The sequence below is a fragment of the Dyadobacter sp. CY327 genome, from assembly GCF_021390415.1.
Lineage (GTDB): Bacteria > Bacteroidota > Bacteroidia > Cytophagales > Spirosomataceae > Dyadobacter > Dyadobacter chenhuakuii.
Genome location: NZ_JAJUXJ010000007.1, coordinates 340,444 through 356,530, shown reverse-complemented (window position 1 = coordinate 356,530; position 16,087 = coordinate 340,444). Strand labels below are relative to the sequence as shown.

General features: G+C 43.8%; 15 protein-coding genes. 7 read left to right on the top strand and 8 right to left on the bottom strand.

What is annotated here, in order from left to right; all coding sequences use genetic code 11:
* Window positions 1-55: 55 nt before the first annotated feature.
* Genes LZG74_RS17855 through LZG74_RS17845 form a run of 3 tightly spaced genes read right to left on the bottom strand, consistent with a single transcriptional unit; the run spans window position 56 to window position 2,898 of the window.
* Entirely contained in the window at window positions 56-1,336 is a 1,281-nt protein-coding gene (locus LZG74_RS17855) for a hypothetical protein (protein ID WP_233797890.1), read from the bottom strand.
* Window positions 1,323-1,907 (bottom strand): RNA polymerase sigma factor, encoded by a 585-nt coding sequence (locus LZG74_RS17850; protein ID WP_233797889.1) that lies wholly within the window; start codon window positions 1,905-1,907, stop codon window positions 1,323-1,325. The genes LZG74_RS17855 and LZG74_RS17850 overlap by 14 nt, the downstream gene beginning before the upstream one ends.
* A 49-nt stretch (window positions 1,908-1,956) precedes the next feature.
* Complete coding sequence (locus LZG74_RS17845) at window positions 1,957-2,898, bottom strand: hypothetical protein (RefSeq protein ID WP_233797888.1); 942 nt, start codon at window positions 2,896-2,898, stop codon at window positions 1,957-1,959.
* A gap of 144 nt (window positions 2,899-3,042) precedes the next feature.
* On the opposite strand from LZG74_RS17845, the gene LZG74_RS17840 reads away from it, so the two are divergent.
* On the top strand, window positions 3,043-3,945 hold the full coding sequence (locus LZG74_RS17840; protein ID WP_233797887.1) for a helix-turn-helix transcriptional regulator: 903 nt from the start codon (window positions 3,043-3,045) through the stop codon (window positions 3,943-3,945).
* Between the two features lie 58 nt (window positions 3,946-4,003).
* Window positions 4,004-4,459: an SRPBCC domain-containing protein gene (locus LZG74_RS17835; protein ID WP_233797886.1), complete on the top strand. Its 456-nt coding sequence runs from the start codon at window positions 4,004-4,006 to the stop codon at window positions 4,457-4,459.
* A gap of 60 nt (window positions 4,460-4,519) precedes the next feature.
* Here LZG74_RS17835 and LZG74_RS17830 read toward each other — a convergent pair whose 3' ends face one another.
* The 3 genes from LZG74_RS17830 to LZG74_RS17820 all read right to left on the bottom strand — a co-directional run bounded on the left by LZG74_RS17830 (window position 4,520) and on the right by LZG74_RS17820 (window position 7,016).
* The gene (locus LZG74_RS17830) at window positions 4,520-5,389 is read right to left on the bottom strand and encodes a manganese catalase family protein (RefSeq protein WP_233797885.1); all 870 of its coding nucleotides are present in this window, start codon (window positions 5,387-5,389) and stop codon (window positions 4,520-4,522) included.
* Between the two features lie 78 nt (window positions 5,390-5,467).
* Window positions 5,468-5,968: a 2'-5' RNA ligase family protein gene (locus LZG74_RS17825; protein WP_233797884.1), complete on the bottom strand. Its 501-nt coding sequence runs from the start codon at window positions 5,966-5,968 to the stop codon at window positions 5,468-5,470.
* Window positions 5,969-6,101: 133 nt separating this feature from the next.
* The gene (locus tag LZG74_RS17820; RefSeq protein WP_233797883.1) at window positions 6,102-7,016 is read right to left on the bottom strand and encodes a class I SAM-dependent methyltransferase; all 915 of its coding nucleotides are present in this window, start codon (window positions 7,014-7,016) and stop codon (window positions 6,102-6,104) included.
* 326 nt (window positions 7,017-7,342) lie between these two features.
* Between LZG74_RS17820 and LZG74_RS17815 the strand changes: the two genes are divergently transcribed.
* Window positions 7,343-8,284 (top strand): hypothetical protein, encoded by a 942-nt coding sequence (locus LZG74_RS17815; protein WP_233797882.1) that lies wholly within the window; start codon window positions 7,343-7,345, stop codon window positions 8,282-8,284.
* Window positions 8,285-8,308: 24 nt separating this feature from the next.
* On the opposite strand, the gene LZG74_RS17810 is transcribed toward LZG74_RS17815, so the two are convergent.
* On the bottom strand, window positions 8,309-8,830 hold the full coding sequence (locus tag LZG74_RS17810; protein WP_233797881.1) for a nuclear transport factor 2 family protein: 522 nt from the start codon (window positions 8,828-8,830) through the stop codon (window positions 8,309-8,311).
* 261 nt (window positions 8,831-9,091) lie between these two features.
* Here LZG74_RS17810 and LZG74_RS17805 point away from each other — a divergent pair, with 261 nt between their 5' ends.
* Both LZG74_RS17805 and LZG74_RS17800 read left to right on the top strand, forming a co-directional pair.
* Entirely contained in the window at window positions 9,092-13,357 is a 4,266-nt protein-coding gene (locus LZG74_RS17805) for a T9SS type A sorting domain-containing protein (RefSeq protein ID WP_233797880.1), read from the top strand.
* A 29-nt stretch (window positions 13,358-13,386) separates the two neighbouring features.
* Entirely contained in the window at window positions 13,387-13,869 is a 483-nt protein-coding gene (locus tag LZG74_RS17800) for a DUF4385 domain-containing protein (RefSeq protein WP_233797879.1), read from the top strand.
* A gap of 20 nt (window positions 13,870-13,889) precedes the next feature.
* On the opposite strand, the gene LZG74_RS17795 is transcribed toward LZG74_RS17800, so the two are convergent.
* Window positions 13,890-14,333 carry a nuclear transport factor 2 family protein gene (locus LZG74_RS17795; RefSeq protein WP_233797878.1) on the bottom strand — a complete coding sequence of 148 codons (444 nt, stop codon included), beginning with the start codon at window positions 14,331-14,333 and terminating at the stop codon, window positions 13,890-13,892.
* Window positions 14,334-14,588: 255 nt separating this feature from the next.
* Here LZG74_RS17795 and LZG74_RS17790 point away from each other — a divergent pair, with 255 nt between their 5' ends.
* The gene (locus tag LZG74_RS17790; RefSeq protein ID WP_233797877.1) at window positions 14,589-15,497 is read left to right on the top strand and encodes an AraC family transcriptional regulator; all 909 of its coding nucleotides are present in this window, start codon (window positions 14,589-14,591) and stop codon (window positions 15,495-15,497) included.
* A 138-nt stretch (window positions 15,498-15,635) separates the two neighbouring features.
* The gene (locus tag LZG74_RS17785; RefSeq protein ID WP_233797876.1) at window positions 15,636-16,058 is read left to right on the top strand and encodes a hypothetical protein; all 423 of its coding nucleotides are present in this window, start codon (window positions 15,636-15,638) and stop codon (window positions 16,056-16,058) included.
* The last annotated feature ends 29 nt before the right edge of the window (window positions 16,059-16,087 follow it).

Here is a 16,087-nt window from a genome sequence, read left to right as displayed (position 1 = left end):
CATCTCTAAAAAAATTTTAAAGAAATTCTCCCAATGTCGCTCAGGATAATCCGACTCAATTATTGAATTTCAAACCGAGCGAAATCCCAACCTGATTCGTCCTGATTTTTACATTTTCTTCTGCTGTAAGCATGCGGATGATGTTATATTCGAAGAAAGGTCCGATCAAAATGATTGCTTTCGGGCCTGTAAAAATCCTTTTGCCGGCGGCTATTGTTGCTGCCAGCAACTGCTGATCCGAGCCCGAAACAGAACGGGAATACTCCATTCCTATTTGCGCATACAGCGCGCCCAAAGGTTTTGTCTCAAAATCGAAATGCTTCCTGGCGGCCAGTCCTACAACGTCGAATGCGCTTTTTACAACACGGGCCGCGCCCAGTCTTCGGAAATTGTAGCTTGCATTTGTCGGCACGGCGGTAAACTCTTCAAGTGCGTACACAAATTCCGTCTGATACTGCAAGTGACTGTAATTGAGCATCAATTGATAGCTTTTGACCTGCATCCCAACACCAATTTTATAACCAATGTTAGCAAGCGAATTTGGGAAAGACACCTTCAAGATACGCGAATGGGCGCTCGGCAGCAGATAGACACTCTGCGATGTGTTTGTTCCCGAGAAATTAACAAGCATAGCAGGTTTCCAGGAACCAGCGGACTTCTTGTCAGCCACATTTTGCGGAATACTGTCCGGCGTGGTTGCTAGCAGAGGCGCTGTGATCATGGGCAGCGGCAATGCTGGATATTTCAGAACATGATGCAGGTCGAGTTCTGTTACATGAATGTTGCCGATATGAGTCGGGGTGACCGGCTTGCCGTAACCCTGGTCATCGGCGGAGGCAATTTGTTGGGTGTTAAGTTTGGTATTCTGATGCAAATCCACTGTTCCGGACAGTGTTGCCGAAGGCTGATTTTCAGATTGAAAGATTGCCTTTTTCTTAACGGCGACGCGGTGTTCGGATACAACTTTGTGATCATCAATAATTGCTGAACGAGCTTCTGCAGTAGTATTTAAAACCGTTTCACTGCCGTGGTTTTTGACATTAATTTTTGCTTTATTTTGCTCAGGCAGTGCTTTGGGAGTAACATTTCCGGTTACCGGCTTTGTTGAGACAGCGCCTATTTCTTTCCGGCCAGCATTTACATACCATAGCGAAAGCACCCCCATAAGAGCCAGCAGGCCAAATGCAGCCCACAAGGGTTTGCGGCTTGGCTTATGGCCCAGTTTTTTATAAATGCGCTCGTCCAGAGATGCCCCGGGTTTTCGCTCAAAATTTCCAAGCGAGCTTTTCAGCGCATTTTTTATAGCATCATTTAATTCATCATCAGAGGATTTCATGCTGCTTGATTCCTTTTTGTTCTAATAATTTGAAAAGTAAGTTACGTCCACGTGCCAATTGTGAACGGGACGTTGCCTCCATAATTCCCAGCATCCGGGCGATTTCAAAATGCTTATAACCGTCGATAAAATAAAGGTTTACCACAATGCGGTATCCGTCCGGAAGTTCATTGATCGTTTCCAGTAAAATTTCCACGTCCATCCGATGCAAGACAGCGCTGTGATCGTCCACCTGCCATTCCATTTCCACATTTTCATAGGAGCTGCTCAGGATTTCTTTTCGCGTAACCTGATTATAGTAATCGATCGCATGCCGGATCATAATGGTTTTCACCCAGCTGTCGATGGATTCGGGGTTCGAGATCTCTCCTATTTTGGAGAAGATCTTCATGATTCCTTCCTGAAATATATCCTCGGCTTCGGCCACGGTTTTGGCATACCGCACACATATCCCGAGCAATTTCCCTTTGTACCGGTCATAAAAAACAACCTGAGCCCGTGAATCCTGCCGTTGGCAGGCCCTCACAAGCTCGGTCAGGTCCGTCTTTAATTTCGATTTAAAAAAGGCCATTCAGTAGTTTTTAATAATCCGCGCTGTTTGGCCTGAGAATAATATCCAACTATTTATAAACATAGGATGAATATTGTTCAAATATCACCTCCCCGGAATTTCCATTCACAAAGACTTCATGGGTTTCGCTAATGAAATCACGCGTGCCTTCGGGGCCGCTTTTTCTTTGAAAAACATATCTGATACTACTCAGATCATTATATGTTGCTTCGAAAGCCAGCGTGTTAGGCACATTGAAATCTGTAAAACCTCCCTTTATTTTATTAAATAGCTCGGCGCCGCCGACCTCATCATTCCGCTTGTCTTCCAGCGCCGACCCATCCGAATTTTTTGCGATCCACTTCACATTACCCTCCTGGTCAAAAAATATGGGAAACAGTGCTGCTTCGGGATGGATTATGTAAGTCTTTTTATTTGCCTGATCTTCATTGACGACTATTTGGGTACTATCAATGTCAATATTGGCCTGACTACAAAAAGACGCAATTTTTTCCGGCACCTCGGAAAGCTCCACCGTATATGACTCAACCGGATAAGGCGCGCTGAGTTTTACAATGTGCCAGTCGGCGAGCACATAATAGTTTAGAAGCTGAGCCTTTCCGTTCAGCATGTACTGCATCCGCGCTGCATTATCCCCTGCATTTTCCCGCAATTGTGCATTGGACAGTTTCCCTCCCGAAATTACAAGTTTGTCTGTCAAGCCTTTGTAAAGACTTACATCATTCGTATTTATGAACACATCACCCGAAATAGCTGAGGGGCTTACCTGCGTTTCATATGAATTAGCCCGGCTAAAAAATTTCGCTTTCCAAAGTTTATCCTGAATAAGCGTTTTGAAAACGAACTGCCCGGCATCCGGGTAACGCGTCTTGATCGCGGAAATAGCAGTTTCGGGCACCACTTCCGTATCCGGCTCTTGTACGTCCACAACATTGTTGCAACCGAAAGTAAATGCTGTAATGAAGCAGAGCAGTAAAATTTTCTTGTTCATTGAAAATTGTTATACAAGATTTTTAGCCTTCCAAGGTATGACTGATTATCGCCCCAAAACGCTGCTTGTAAACTTACATTTTTTATTTTAGCTGCAAAAAGTCAGTGAGGCAGTGCAAAATAATTGGCAGATAACAAGGCAATCATGGAGGAGCTAACGCAGGAATTGGTTAACGAAACGGGGAAATTCAGAAGCGTTTCCTGGTGCACGGATGATTTGAGGGTAAGCCACAATATATCACAATATCAAGGATCTGAACGTATCCCGATCAGCAGGCGTGATGATGTGGTGCGATTACATTTTGGATTGAAGGGGGATTATCAATTTACCCACCAGCAGCTAAACAAACGCTTTGATCTGGTTGGCAGTCACCAGAATATGATGTATTCGGAGGGTTTCGACATTATTTTAGAAAATAAAACCCCGCAGGTCGAAACGTTCGGGATACAGTTTTCGAAAGCTTCTTTTATTTCATTTGCCCAAAATGCGGATAATCAGCTCGAAGATTTTTGTGAGGCTGTCATATCCGGCAAAAGTATAATGCTTAGCAAGAATTGGGGCAGCATTAATCCGGCTATTGAGAATGTGATCCGGCAGGTCATTCATTGTCCATATAACGGCGGCATGAAGCAAATCTTCATTCTTTCCAAATGCCTGGAACTATTGGTTCTCTCAGCGGAGTCGTCATTGAAAAACGCAGGAAAGCGGGCGTATGTGCTGACCAGGCAGGATAAGGAAAAAATCATCGCCGTTCGTGATCTGATCAATGGGCGATTAGAATCGCCGCCGACATTGTCTGAAATCGGAAAGCTTGTTGGCATGAATGAGTTCAAGTTGAAACATGGCTTTAAGGAAATGTTCCAGACGACAATTTTTGGATATCTTACTGACCAGCGACTTAATACGGCTTTTCAATATCTGCGGGACACGCAAAAGACCGCAGCCGAAGTCGCTTTTGAGCTAGGTTATGCAACTCCTCAGCATTTTAATAATGCTTTCAAGAAACGATTTGGCGTAACTCCCAATTTGGTTAGAAACAATCCGTAATTGGCAATCCGGGACGCTACAATCTTGCCTATCATTGCAAAACGAAAAATTTAGCCATATGGACCAACCACTTTTTGTAACCAATTCAATAACTATCAATGCCCCCGCACCGACAGTTTGGGATGCGCTGGTAAACCCAGAAAAAACGAAACAATATATGTTTGGCTGTGCGGCTATATCGACCTGGCAACCGGGAGACGAACTACTCTGGAAAGGCGTAGCAGACGGACAGGAAGTTGTTTATGTAAAAGGGAATGTTATCAGCATAGACCCGGGCAAGCGCCTGGAATACACCACTTTCGATCCCAATGATGCCAGTATGGAGGATGTTGCTGAAAACCACCTGCATGTAATTTACGAGCTGCGGGAAGAAAATGGTCAGACCGTATTAACCGCAAGTCAGGGAGATTTTGCAACAGTAGCAAGAGGAAAAGAACGGTACGAGGAAGTTTTCAACGGATGTCTGGGATGGACACCCATGCTGGAAAAGATCAAAGCAATGCTTGAATCTTAGATTGACAAAAAAAAGGGATGGCCAACAATGTTAGCCACCCCTTTGAAACAACAAAACAAACTATCCAATGATATCCTTCACCTTATCAAAAAAGTCGGCGTCCGGTTTCACTCCCTGTTCAATTTGACCGTGGACTTCTTTGTCACCGGGTGCCAAGGAAGGCATTCCGCCTGTGGGAACCGCTTTCTCAAAAGTAAAGATGCCTTTGCCATCGATTGAAGTCCCTTCGGTCCAGCGCCCTCTTGCATTTGTATTTCCGTCCACGCTCGTGCTAATAAAGCTGTAAGCCACGTTTTCGTTTTGAAGGTTCGAAGGAAAACTGTTCGGAATCGGATGGGTATCCGGGCCAAGTTCTTCAAGCACCGCCATCCACTGGTTTTGGTGCATCGTGTCCCGGGCGATGAGGAACGCGAGCATATCTTTCATTCCTGAGTCATCCGTCCTTTCGTAAAGCCGCGTAGCCAGCACCCGGCCTGTTGCTTCCGCCATTACATTGGCGTGCATATCGGCTGCAATGTTGCCGCTGCTCACAACCCATGAACCGTTGAAAGGAACGCCATTAGCGTCCGTCGCCATCGCGCCAAGCCCGCCTGAAAGAATGTGACGCGGATCGCGACCACCCATCACCGCTTCCACCATCGGGTTGGCTTTCGCCATTTCGTCTTTCAATGCACTCGAAGAGCCTTCCAGGTTCAAGCAAACCGCCGTCGCCAGCATTTCGATATGCGCAATTTCTTCCGTTCCGGTTTCCATCAGCATATCCCTGTACTTTTGAGGCCCGCGGGAGTTCCATGCCTGAAACAGATATTGCAAGCATACCCGTATCTCCCCTTCTATCCCACCGATCGCCTGCTGAAGAAGCTTTGCAAATTGGGGATTGGGTTTGTCAACCCTCACATTGTACTGCAGTTTTCCATCATGATAAAACATACCGAAAAAATTTAAGGTTATAGAATGGCGAGCGGGCGTATAAAAACTATACCAGAAGCGTATGAATATCAGAAACCGCTAGCCATTGAAACGATAAGTCCTGAGAAACTCCCAAGGCCCGCCAAGATATCTCCACAAGTGCACGCCCCCGGCAGCAAAGCTGAATGGTTCGAAGGTCGCCCTGAGTTCGGCTTGCAAGCTTTTGGCAACAGCAGGCTCCACCTTGTTCTGGACAGTGATATGGAAATTCCTTTTCTGTTTATCCTGATTAGTAAGCACCTCCTGATAATGTATCTGCAAATTCCGGTGAAGCAAGGCCAACTGGGGTGACACAATCTTAAATGCCGTCCCGCCGCCGAGCGACATTACCTGATCGGCCTTAACCTCGAACGCAACCTGACTTCCCGTAAGCGTTTGCATCTTTTCAAAGATCCACGCTTCGTCGGGCAAGGCGTTGAACAAAGTCAGATGGGCATTCAGATGATTCCTCTCCTTCGGAAAATGCCGCATCCGCAAATCGTCGAAATAAGCCTGTGCCGCCGGGTCGATTGATAGTGTGGCTACTAACGGTGGGTTCATTAACTCAGGTTCAGGGTTCGGAAAAGCGATTGAATTGGACATACGTAAATACCAGGAGAACTAACGTTGTCATTATCAGCCAGGGCAATTGAGATGCATCCGCCAAACAATCGAGGAATAATTTTCCTTACAATCAATACTTTCTTAAATATATACTTCCTCCACGTCCGTGTTGATTATAGTTTAGCATATTTAAAAGTATCCCCTGCTTGTGGAAAGACTGCATGAAGTCGTTAAAGAGGATAATTTTATATTGGCTTTGGTGAGATAAAAAAGCACGAAGTATATAAGCTTCATTCCAACCAAACCGTCCGTTTCCATAAATCACCCATTCTTTTGGATATTCAAACGGATAAAATATGTCATGAATATGGATAATAACACCACTTTTAAGTATTGGAAAAATATTAAACAATAAGTAATTCACATCACTTCCTGTTTTCGACACATGGGTAGAATCAATAAATAATATATCATCCTTTTCCAGCTGCTCAAAGTATTTGGTATCAACGTCCTGTAAATCGCTCACTATAACGTCTGTATTTTTCCTTTCACTATGTTTCAAAAGTGAGTGCAAGCGATCCGGATATGGCTCTATAAAACTTAGTTTCATGGCATTGTCAAAAAAACGCTCATTAACGTCCAACATCACGGCTGAAGAAAATCCAGAACCAACTTCAATTATTTTTTTAGGATTAAAATGACGAATCATAAAATATAGGGAGGTGGCGTCTGCGTGTCCGAAGTACTTATTGTTATAATAATAACGTCCTCCGGAATTAATATTGTCAGAAAATGCTAACTCCTGATAATAACTATTGAAGCAATAAGTAAATAGCGCAATTTGCTCTTCTTCGGCCAAATCTAATCCCTCCAACTTGTTACAAGGCAGAGGATATACCTGTTGCTCTCTACGTTTAATATCTTTTACTGAAACGATTGGGCTATAATAGTGTCCAGCAGGAACCCTCGTTCTATAAGTATTGAATTTACGAACCCATTTTCCTAGGACAGGAAGGTTTTTTACTACTTCTTTTAGTTGAGACATAGAGTTTGAGTTATATAGTACTTTTTGAAAACCTACTCCTACAATTAAATAAAGTCTGATAGAATGAATCAAATATCCGGCAGTGAGGAATAGTACTCCACTTTATAATTATAGTATTAAAGCAAGTTATATTATAAATATATAAACACTCGTATATTCTTAGTTAACGGTAATTTCTACAATTCGCCGACGGAACCTCGGAGCGCTTTGTGAAATAATCAAAGAATGAGGATAATGAGCCCGGTCTTGTGCTGGGTTCATTATCTTAGTGCACAGAAACCTGGTCGATTTGCTACGACAAGTCCAATTACATTCAGTCCAACATTATGATTCATCGATTTACCTTCCTGATCAGCCTTTTTCTGAATATTTGTGTCGCTTACGGACAAGTGACAATCACCAACATTTCCACACCGGAACATATACCCGTCGCCGGAACAAAAGTAAGTCTCATACCACCGAAGGGCTTTGAGAAGGCAGCTAACTTCGCTGGCTTCCAGCAAACACAAAGTGGATCGAGTATAATGGTTATGAGTATTCCGGGTCAGTTTGAAAAACTTAGCGAGGGATTAACGAAGGAAGCATTTTTAACCCAGGGCGTTGAAATCAGCGAAATTGAAACGCTTAAACTAAATGATATGCCGGCAGCATTTTTCACCGGCACGCAAAACGCGCACGGAAATGTATATACAAAATTCATTCTTTGTTTTGGAAAAAATGACGAGTCTGTCATGATCAATGGTGCTTTTCCACAGAACTTGCAAGAAGTTGGAAAGGGAATCAAGCAAGCAATTCTTGGCGCATATTTCGATGCCGACAGAAAAGTAGATCCCTTTGAAGCGATTGATTATGAAATAAGTACTACCGGAAGCAAGTTAATTTTTGCGAAGAATGTGGCCAATTCATTGATCTATACCATGGATGGGAAAGTTCCGACCGAATTGGCAGATCGGACTTCCTATATTCTCACGAAGTCGTTTTCAAAAATGGAAATTGAAGACAAAAAGCTCTACTGTTTGAACCGTGCGAAACAGCTATATCCGGAGATCAGAATAGATTCAGTGGGTCAGTTAAGCGTTGACGGCATTGCGGGCTACGAATTGCTCGGTACTGCTAACAACAAAAAATTTGATCAAGAAGAGAAAGTCTATATGGCAATCCTGTTCAGCGACAATCTGTATTATATAATGATCGGCTCTTCGAACAATGATATGGCAAGCAACATGCAAAACTTCAAATCAATAACGAAGTCATTCAAACGTAAATAAATTTTTCACGACTGTTTACACATCTTATTGCTTGTTACCCTCCAGTAGCCAGCCTGCATATGCAATTTTCCACTGCCCGTTGTGTTTTTCCAGAAAACGGGTTTCCCGGCTGAGCCCAGGCATATCCAATAACGGCTCTCCTGTATCCGTACCATACTGATCGAAAGTGACCCAGGCGGCATCCTTAAAGATTCTGACATTGATGTTTTCCCGCCGCACATTCTGTGGGTTAGGCTTAGGAAAGTCCTTCATGTACCCTTTTGTCCTACTATCTCTTTCGTCCCATCCTTTAACTACTGTAACCCCGCCATCTTTCCACCAGCCCATTGTACGGATATAGGGCGCATGTACCCAGCAAGCTGCCCATTTGTTGTAGTCCTTGTCCCAGAAGGCTTTGGATTCTGTGTCGATCAGCTGTAAAATTTGTGTCTGCTCTTTGGCGTGGTCAGTTGCCAGGGGTTGTGTCTCCTTGCTGATAGCAGCCACGTACAGACTGGCTACAAAGAGTAGAATGATAATGAATTGGATGCTTGTAATTTTCTTCATAATAATTGATGGATTTAAAAAGTTTTCTTTTCCTCTTAGCAGTAATTATTGCTTGGCCTCTTATTTAAGAACAAATTTAGGCTTGGCCTGGCCACGAAAAAGTAAACGTATGTTAACAATTATAAAAGATTATAAAATCAAGAGGACGTATGCAACGCAGATTAGCGTCCAAGATTACCGGCAAAATGTGGATGGTTGCTCAGGCTGGATAATATTCCGATAAATTATTACTTTCATGGGAAATTGTAACCAACCTCTTACATGTTGAAACTTTCCGCATTATTAAGCTTAATTATTTTATTATCCTTCTCAAACGTTTCTGCCCAATCCCCCAATATCCTCATCAATAACGATAACTTTTCATGGTCGGGTTGCCTCGGGAGCACTTATCGGTTGCCGATCATAACTACCGGCACTTTTGGCGCGGGAAATAAATTTTCTGTTCAGGTTCGCAAATCTTCTGCTCCGGCTGTGGTCAAAGAAATTGCAGCGGTGCTGAATGATGGCTTTTTGGAATTTGTGTTTTCGGATTCACTGCTTTTCGCAAATACTGATTTACAACTGAAAGCTGTATCCTCAGCTCCCAAAGTGGAAAGCGCGTGGTCCAACAGGCTTGGCATTAATAGTAAAGGCACCATTACATTAAACAACGCGACCATTTCCGACACATTGAATAAGTTTGACCAGGTCAACATCAAATTTACCGGTTACGGTGCTGGTCAGATTAATGTAACGCTGGATGATAGCAGCCACTTTTCCATTTATCCGAATGGGCTAAACTTTGTATCAGAACAACCGCTTCGAGTTTCGAAAACTGAGCCTTACAAAATTGCGCATGCTGAAAACGTGTGCGGTGCTATGAGGGTAAGTGGAAGTTATCTGGCAAAGATCAACAGCACTTCGGTCAGGACGATTTCCTTTGCACCGCTATCGGTCTGTGAAAATGGGGAGGTGAATGTTACAATTTCAACTTCGGGAACTCCCCTAACCGCTCAGACAAAATATAAGCTACGATTTACGGAGGCTATTTTCAACGACAAACCCAAAGTAGCAGAAGTCGCAGCGACGCTCAGCAATAATGTACTTACCGCGAAAGCTCCGGCCCAATTCGGAGTTGAAACTTTGAATGAAGTTTACATTCAGGTTGTTACCGACAATCCAGCCACTGTAAGTTCGCGTACGAGTGAAAGGTTATTCATTTGGGCATCACCCTCGGCTTATTTCAATACGCAAAGCAGCACTATTAATTTTGGAGAACCGGTGCAGCTGGATGTTCGGGTAAAAGGTATACCTCCATTTACGGCTGAACTAACCAATGGTGCCACGGTGAGCTCACCCAATTCCTCGCTTCAATTTTATTCGCTTCCGCTCAAAGACGAATCTTACACATTGAAATCAATGTCATCGGGCTGCGGGAAAACAGAAATAATGGACATTCAGACCGTTGAGATTAAGGTCCGGCCCGGCATCCGGATCGATGAAGATAAGACACCTCAAATCTTATGCGCTGGCGCGAAAGGCAAGATCAAGTTTTCATCGAATGCATCGCTGACCGAGGCGACGCGATTTTCCATCAGAATGACGAATGGTGTAACGGGCGAGACGTCGATCCTGCCTGCGTCGCGATCAGGTGATTTTCTGGAAGTGACGCTGCCGCAAAACGCGCAGGGATACAGAAGTTATACTTACCAGATTATCACTACTAATCCGGCTATGGAGTCTCAGCAATCGCATTTTATCACTGGCCAGACAATTCCTGATGCACAGTTTTCGGGATATAATTTTAAATACAATTATGACATTCCTTCCGACGCAAAACTGAGTTATATTCTCACTGGCGGTGCTCCTTATTCGGTGGAATATGCGGATGGTTCGGTTGCGACATATCCCAATGACGGCGACATTATAACGCAGGAAATGTTTTTGAAAGAGACTACTGATTTTAAAATCAAGTCGATAAGCAATACTTGTTTCAAAAATGAGAATGTAAGATCGGCCCGTTTGACAGTTACGCCTTCACAAAATCCCGGCATTTACCTCGAACCTGTGAAAAGGGCGATTTGCAATAATGATAGTCTAGAAATTGTTTTTGGAACCGTAGGCACATTCAATTCGGGCAATAAGTTTACGATTCAGGGACACATTAATTACTCTGAACTTCAAAACATCATTACCGTAGACAATGCTGGAAAATTTAAAATAAAAATGACTACGCAATCCTTTTATGAAGCGAATGCAGGCATACGGATTGCTTCAACGAACCCTGTACTATTTACAGAAATACGTCCATTCAGCGTTCAGGAGAAGCCTACAAATTTTTCTGTTTACCCGCCGTCCAAACCGGAAGACCCATATAGGATCCTGGAAATGGACATTCAGCGTAGTTTGACTTTGACGTCGACTTCTCCATCTATTTCCAAAATTGTTTACACTGAAAATGGGGTGGAAAAAACTTTTAACAACCTTGATCCAACTCCTACTGCAGTATACATGCCTATTTCGCCAAAATCGGGCGAGCTTACGACTTATGAAATCAAATCAGCAACTAATGTATGCGGAACCGCGGATGTAAATTTAAAAACCTACGTGGCCAAAATGCCTTACCGCATATCCATTTCGATATTTAACAGCATGCTGAAATTCTGTGCAGGCGCGCCGATTCAAATGCCTTTCGGCATCCTGGAAGGCACCGCCTCTGATGCCACATTTTCACTACAAATGGGCAGTGAAGGTTCTTCGGACTATCAAACATTGGTCAGTGGTGTGAAAGACCGGATTTTGAAAGGCGTTATCCCGGCAGCAACGCCGGCAGGGCCTTATTACGTCAGAATTGTTTCTTCGGATGGAAGTATTTCCGATTTGCTGCACATCACTATTACAACACCACCTACTGCGACCTTGCGGGCACAAGACCAAAGCGGGCCTATACTGGTCAATGCGGGCGAACCGGTGCGCCTGGAACTGATCCTGACCGGCACTTCGCCATGGGAAACTACTTGGACCGATGGCAGATTCAACCTTTTTTCGTCAGATAATCTGCAAATAGTGGATGTGCGCCCAAGCAGAAAGCAGGAGTTCGCAATCAGCTCAGTAAGTAATGAATGCGGATATGGTACTACATCGGGCTCCGTGGCCGTTTCGGTAAAGCCAAAACTTATCGTGTCTTCCTCATCAAGCAGTGTATGCGAAGGGAGTAAGTTCAAGGTAAATTACGAACTGCTCGGCGAAGTGGACATGGCTGACGACTACATTCGTTTTCTGCTTGTTAACCAAAGTACCGGAGCCATACAGACGCTGGATTCTGCAAAAACCGTTTCAGGAACAATTAACCTGCAAATGCCAAAAGTGCTGCCAGGAAGCTTTTATGAGCTGCGCGTTACCGCCAGGAAGTATTCTCTGTTCGAACCGGTACCTGTGTACGTGGCCATTCTTGCAGATCTTACGATAAAAGGAAGCACAACGATTAATAGCGGGGAAAACGCACAGCTTTCACTGAAATCCAACAGGCAAAATTTTGAAAGCGTGCAATATATACTGTCAGACGGCACGACCGGTAACGCCACGGGATCGCTTGGGGCGGTGTCTTACGTACGGGTTTCTCCAAAGCAAACCACCACATATACGCTTACATCTGTGACAAATGCCTGTGGAGCAGGCCAGGTGAGGGGATCGGCTGTTGTGGAAGTGAATCCAACTGCGACAAAGACGGTGAGCGTGACCAACTGGTCATCCCTAACCAGTGCCGGATTTTGTACCGAGGATACGATCAGCGTTGAATATAAAACGACCGGAACATTTTCAGCCGACAACAAAATGACAGTCCAGATTTCGGATACAACAGGACGCAACTGGCGGAACATTGTGACCACGGGAGCGGGAAATCCTTTGAAAGCCACACTTCCTTTGGACTTGTTTCCAGACAAACAATACAGCTTACGAATTGTAGCCTCGGACGGCGGCACGGCCAGCGGCGCCTACGAATATCCACTTACGGCGGGCAAGAAGGCGAGAGCGAAATTCGCCACAGAATCCGTTATTTATGACGGCAAGACCAATCCACGTGTTAAGGTTTTGCTGGAAGGCGGTGCGCCCTGGACCTATCATTATGGAACTTCTGTTCAGGACCTGTATCGTCGGACATCCAGCCCTATCGATGAGATTGAGCTATATAATGCCTCGGTAAATCAATTTTACATGTTGTTTCAAGTTTACAACAGTTGCGGTACGGGTATTATTAATAATCCGGCAACTGTCAGGATTGAAGTAATCACAGCCACAGAACCCAGAGCGAACTACCTAAAAGTCACCGTTTCACCGAATCCAACACAGGATTTCCTTCAACTTGCATTTGAGTCGGGTGAAGAGAAGCGCATCCAGTTAATCGATCTGAATGGCCGTATACTTCGCACTTTCTCCACAAAGCAATTGACTGAAACTATGGACATTCAAATGCTTTCTGTCGGGATCTATATTTTAAACATTGATTCAAAAGGTAAAAAAAGCACATTCAAGGTCGTGAAAAGATGAAGTTAGTTGGCGCAAAACCTACACCGTTAATGGCAGATAAACCGTCTTACCTGGATTTCAATAGTCAAGCTTACGAGTGGAAGCCTGACATCGATTATAAAAAACAGCCGGAACTTTATCGGGTTGGAAAAGGTGAGCAGGGTGTATTGATTTGTGAACCTTACAAATCAGAAATCGGACAATATTGGCGATTCAAAACAAAAGCCATTGCCGAGGAAAGCAGCAACATAATTTATGAACTGTTTTTGGCTTATCTGGAACTCGACGACTTTGTAGGCGCAGATATGGCACGCAAGTATTTACAAATGGGGTTTACCAGGGCGCGGCGTTACGCTAATTATAAGGGAGGAAAGAAATACGATAAAGACAACGATTATGCGCTGCTCGAAAAAGGCGCCGGGCAACAAGAGAAAGCGGAGGCTGCTGCTGTATTTTATGAAAAATGGAAGCAGGCAGAAAGTAATGAACAGTATACGCAATTAAAAAAAGAATGGAAAAGCAAACTGGGCTGATCCAAAATTTGAATATTGCATCATTGCCCCAATGGCTGTTTTTCCTGCCAGTTAAAATTTGCTTTTCTCTTGGCAATGAGCCAATGATTGTTTTCACGTACAAATTCATCCTGATAAATGACTCCAATCGTGGTTTTCATTTTCCTGCCATTTTCATTGGCAATCAATGTCACCATGCAGTATGAAGTTCCCGATGCCTTAGCACCATTCAGGCTGAATATTTGCTGTCCATTGAAGTGGTAAACGGTTTCAAAGTTTGCAAGAAATGCACCAAAAGCTTTTTCAAGCTCGTCACGGCCGGTTAGCTTGGAAACCGAGGCACCATTTACAAAAGTTTCTGATGTGGCATTGGGCGTAAAAAGCTGAACCTGCGCGTGGACTTCTTTGGTGTCTGCCAGATTGGAGAATGTATCAACGAGTTCTTTAAGCGCGGCCCGGTCTTTTAATTCGTTTGTATAGTCCATTGTCTGTGCGTTGGATGAAAAAATAAATGTGGGTAAAAAGCAAATTAATAGGACGGTTCGTTTCATGATCCGATTTATAAAAAGTTAGCAGTGTCAATTCATATGCTTGAAATTGACAATGCAAAATTAGCCAGATCCGAAAGGAGGCGATTACCTGAATTCCTGATAATCCTACCCGTGTTCCTGTTTTATGGAGGATGGCTGTTAATTAGGATTTGGAGGTGATAGATTTGTTAAAGCATCTCAGAAACAAGCATGAAAACAGTACAGCGTCTTTACACCGTCAGCGAATACAACGCGATTGCTGACCAGCCGACACTCCACCCGATGGTGAGTGTCATCGACTTTTCAAACAGCACCCCCAAACAGAGAAGCACCCAGATTTCAGCTTTACAATTCGGGTTTTACATTGTTTTCTTGAAAAATGACCAGAGTTGCAGGATCCGTTACGGGAGAGGCAAATATGACTACCAGGAAGGGACCTTAATATTTATCGCTCCGGGACAGGTCGTAAGTATTGAAGAAGACCCGGAATATTATCAGCCTTCGGGCCATGCATTGTTGTTTCATCCGGATCTGATCCGCGGTACTGCCATTGGTCAGCACATCAAGGATTACACCTTTTTTTCCTATGACGTCAACGAAGCATTACATCTTTCGGATCTCGAGCGGCAAATTGTTCTGGATTGTTTTTCTAAAATCAGCATTGAGCTTCACAGACCCATTGACCGGTACAGCAAGAAACTAATTGCAAGCACAATTGAACTCTTCCTGGATTACTGCATGCGATTTTACGATCGTCAGTTTATAACAAGAGAACACGTAAACAAAGGAATCGTCGCAAGATTTGAAAGTGTGCTGGATGCTTATTTCCAATCTGAGGAATTAACGAATTCAGGGCTGCCCACAGTTAATTACTGCGCTGAGAAACTGAATGTTTCAACGAAGTATTTTGGAGATTTAATCAAAAAAGAAACCGGCAAAACCGCGTTGGACTGTATTCAACTACAATTGATCGATTTGGCAAAAGAAAAAATGTTTGAACCCGGGAAGTCGGTGAATGAAATCGCTTACGAGCTCGGCTTTAAATATCCACAGCATTTTACGCGGTTCTTTAAACAAAAAGTAGGCTTTACTCCGAGTGAATATAGAATGATGAATTAGATAAAAACTACGATCTTCCCTCACCCACCAAATAATCGCTGTATTCCCTCATAGGTATCGCAGGCAAAAATGCATTGGGCTTCACATTCACGCTTGACAGTGGACTATACTCCAAGGTTTATCTTTGTCAAAAACGACATGAGAACACTGGTGATTAGCGGGCTCTTCTGGCTGATGTCCGTGGCCTGCTTCGGACAAATAACCAAGGATATGGAACAAACTGCAAAATTAAAACAGAAAATCGCTCTTGCATGTAAGCTGACAGATAAAGATCAAATCAAGCGCATGCAGCAGTTGCATCAGACACTCTTTAAAAAAATTGATAAAACTATTGAAAGCCCAACCAGCTACGAGCTGGTCTTTGACCATCCGGACAGCACCCTGAGTAAAGACCTTTTTGACTTCATTCAGTTTGAGCGTTTATGTTGTCCATGGTTAAATTTTCAATTGCCCTACGAGCCAGGCGATGGACCTGTTTCGCTAAAGATGGGCGACTCTGCCGAAACCAAGGAAATGGTATATTTGGTCATGGAGCTGGACAAGTTGACCCAAACCCGTTGAGCATTTCCAGGAAAAGGGTAAATGCCTAT

Bases quoted from the DNA above. Each gene is read 5' to 3' on its own strand.
- LZG74_RS17855 (WP_233797890.1), bottom strand. From the start codon at position 1,336: ATGAAATCCTCTGATGATGAATTAAATGATGCTATAAAAAATGCGCTG.
- LZG74_RS17850 (WP_233797889.1), bottom strand. From the start codon at position 1,907: ATGGCCTTTTTTAAATCGAAATTAAAGACGGACCTGACCGAGCTTGTG.
- LZG74_RS17845 (WP_233797888.1), bottom strand. From the start codon at position 2,898: ATGAACAAGAAAATTTTACTGCTCTGCTTCATTACAGCATTTACTTTC.
- LZG74_RS17840 (WP_233797887.1), top strand. From the start codon at position 3,043: ATGGAGGAGCTAACGCAGGAATTGGTTAACGAAACGGGGAAATTCAGA.
- LZG74_RS17835 (WP_233797886.1), top strand. From the start codon at position 4,004: ATGGACCAACCACTTTTTGTAACCAATTCAATAACTATCAATGCCCCC.
- LZG74_RS17830 (WP_233797885.1), bottom strand. From the start codon at position 5,389: ATGTTTTATCATGATGGAAAACTGCAGTACAATGTGAGGGTTGACAAA.
- LZG74_RS17825 (WP_233797884.1), bottom strand. From the start codon at position 5,968: ATGAACCCACCGTTAGTAGCCACACTATCAATCGACCCGGCGGCACAG.
- LZG74_RS17820 (WP_233797883.1), bottom strand. From the start codon at position 7,016: ATGTCTCAACTAAAAGAAGTAGTAAAAAACCTTCCTGTCCTAGGAAAA.
- LZG74_RS17815 (WP_233797882.1), top strand. From the start codon at position 7,343: ATGATTCATCGATTTACCTTCCTGATCAGCCTTTTTCTGAATATTTGT.
- LZG74_RS17810 (WP_233797881.1), bottom strand. From the start codon at position 8,830: ATGAAGAAAATTACAAGCATCCAATTCATTATCATTCTACTCTTTGTA.
- LZG74_RS17805 (WP_233797880.1), top strand. From the start codon at position 9,092: ATGTTGAAACTTTCCGCATTATTAAGCTTAATTATTTTATTATCCTTC.
- LZG74_RS17800 (WP_233797879.1), top strand. From the start codon at position 13,387: ATGGCAGATAAACCGTCTTACCTGGATTTCAATAGTCAAGCTTACGAG.
- LZG74_RS17795 (WP_233797878.1), bottom strand. From the start codon at position 14,333: ATGGACTATACAAACGAATTAAAAGACCGGGCCGCGCTTAAAGAACTC.
- LZG74_RS17790 (WP_233797877.1), top strand. From the start codon at position 14,589: ATGAAAACAGTACAGCGTCTTTACACCGTCAGCGAATACAACGCGATT.
- LZG74_RS17785 (WP_233797876.1), top strand. From the start codon at position 15,636: ATGAGAACACTGGTGATTAGCGGGCTCTTCTGGCTGATGTCCGTGGCC.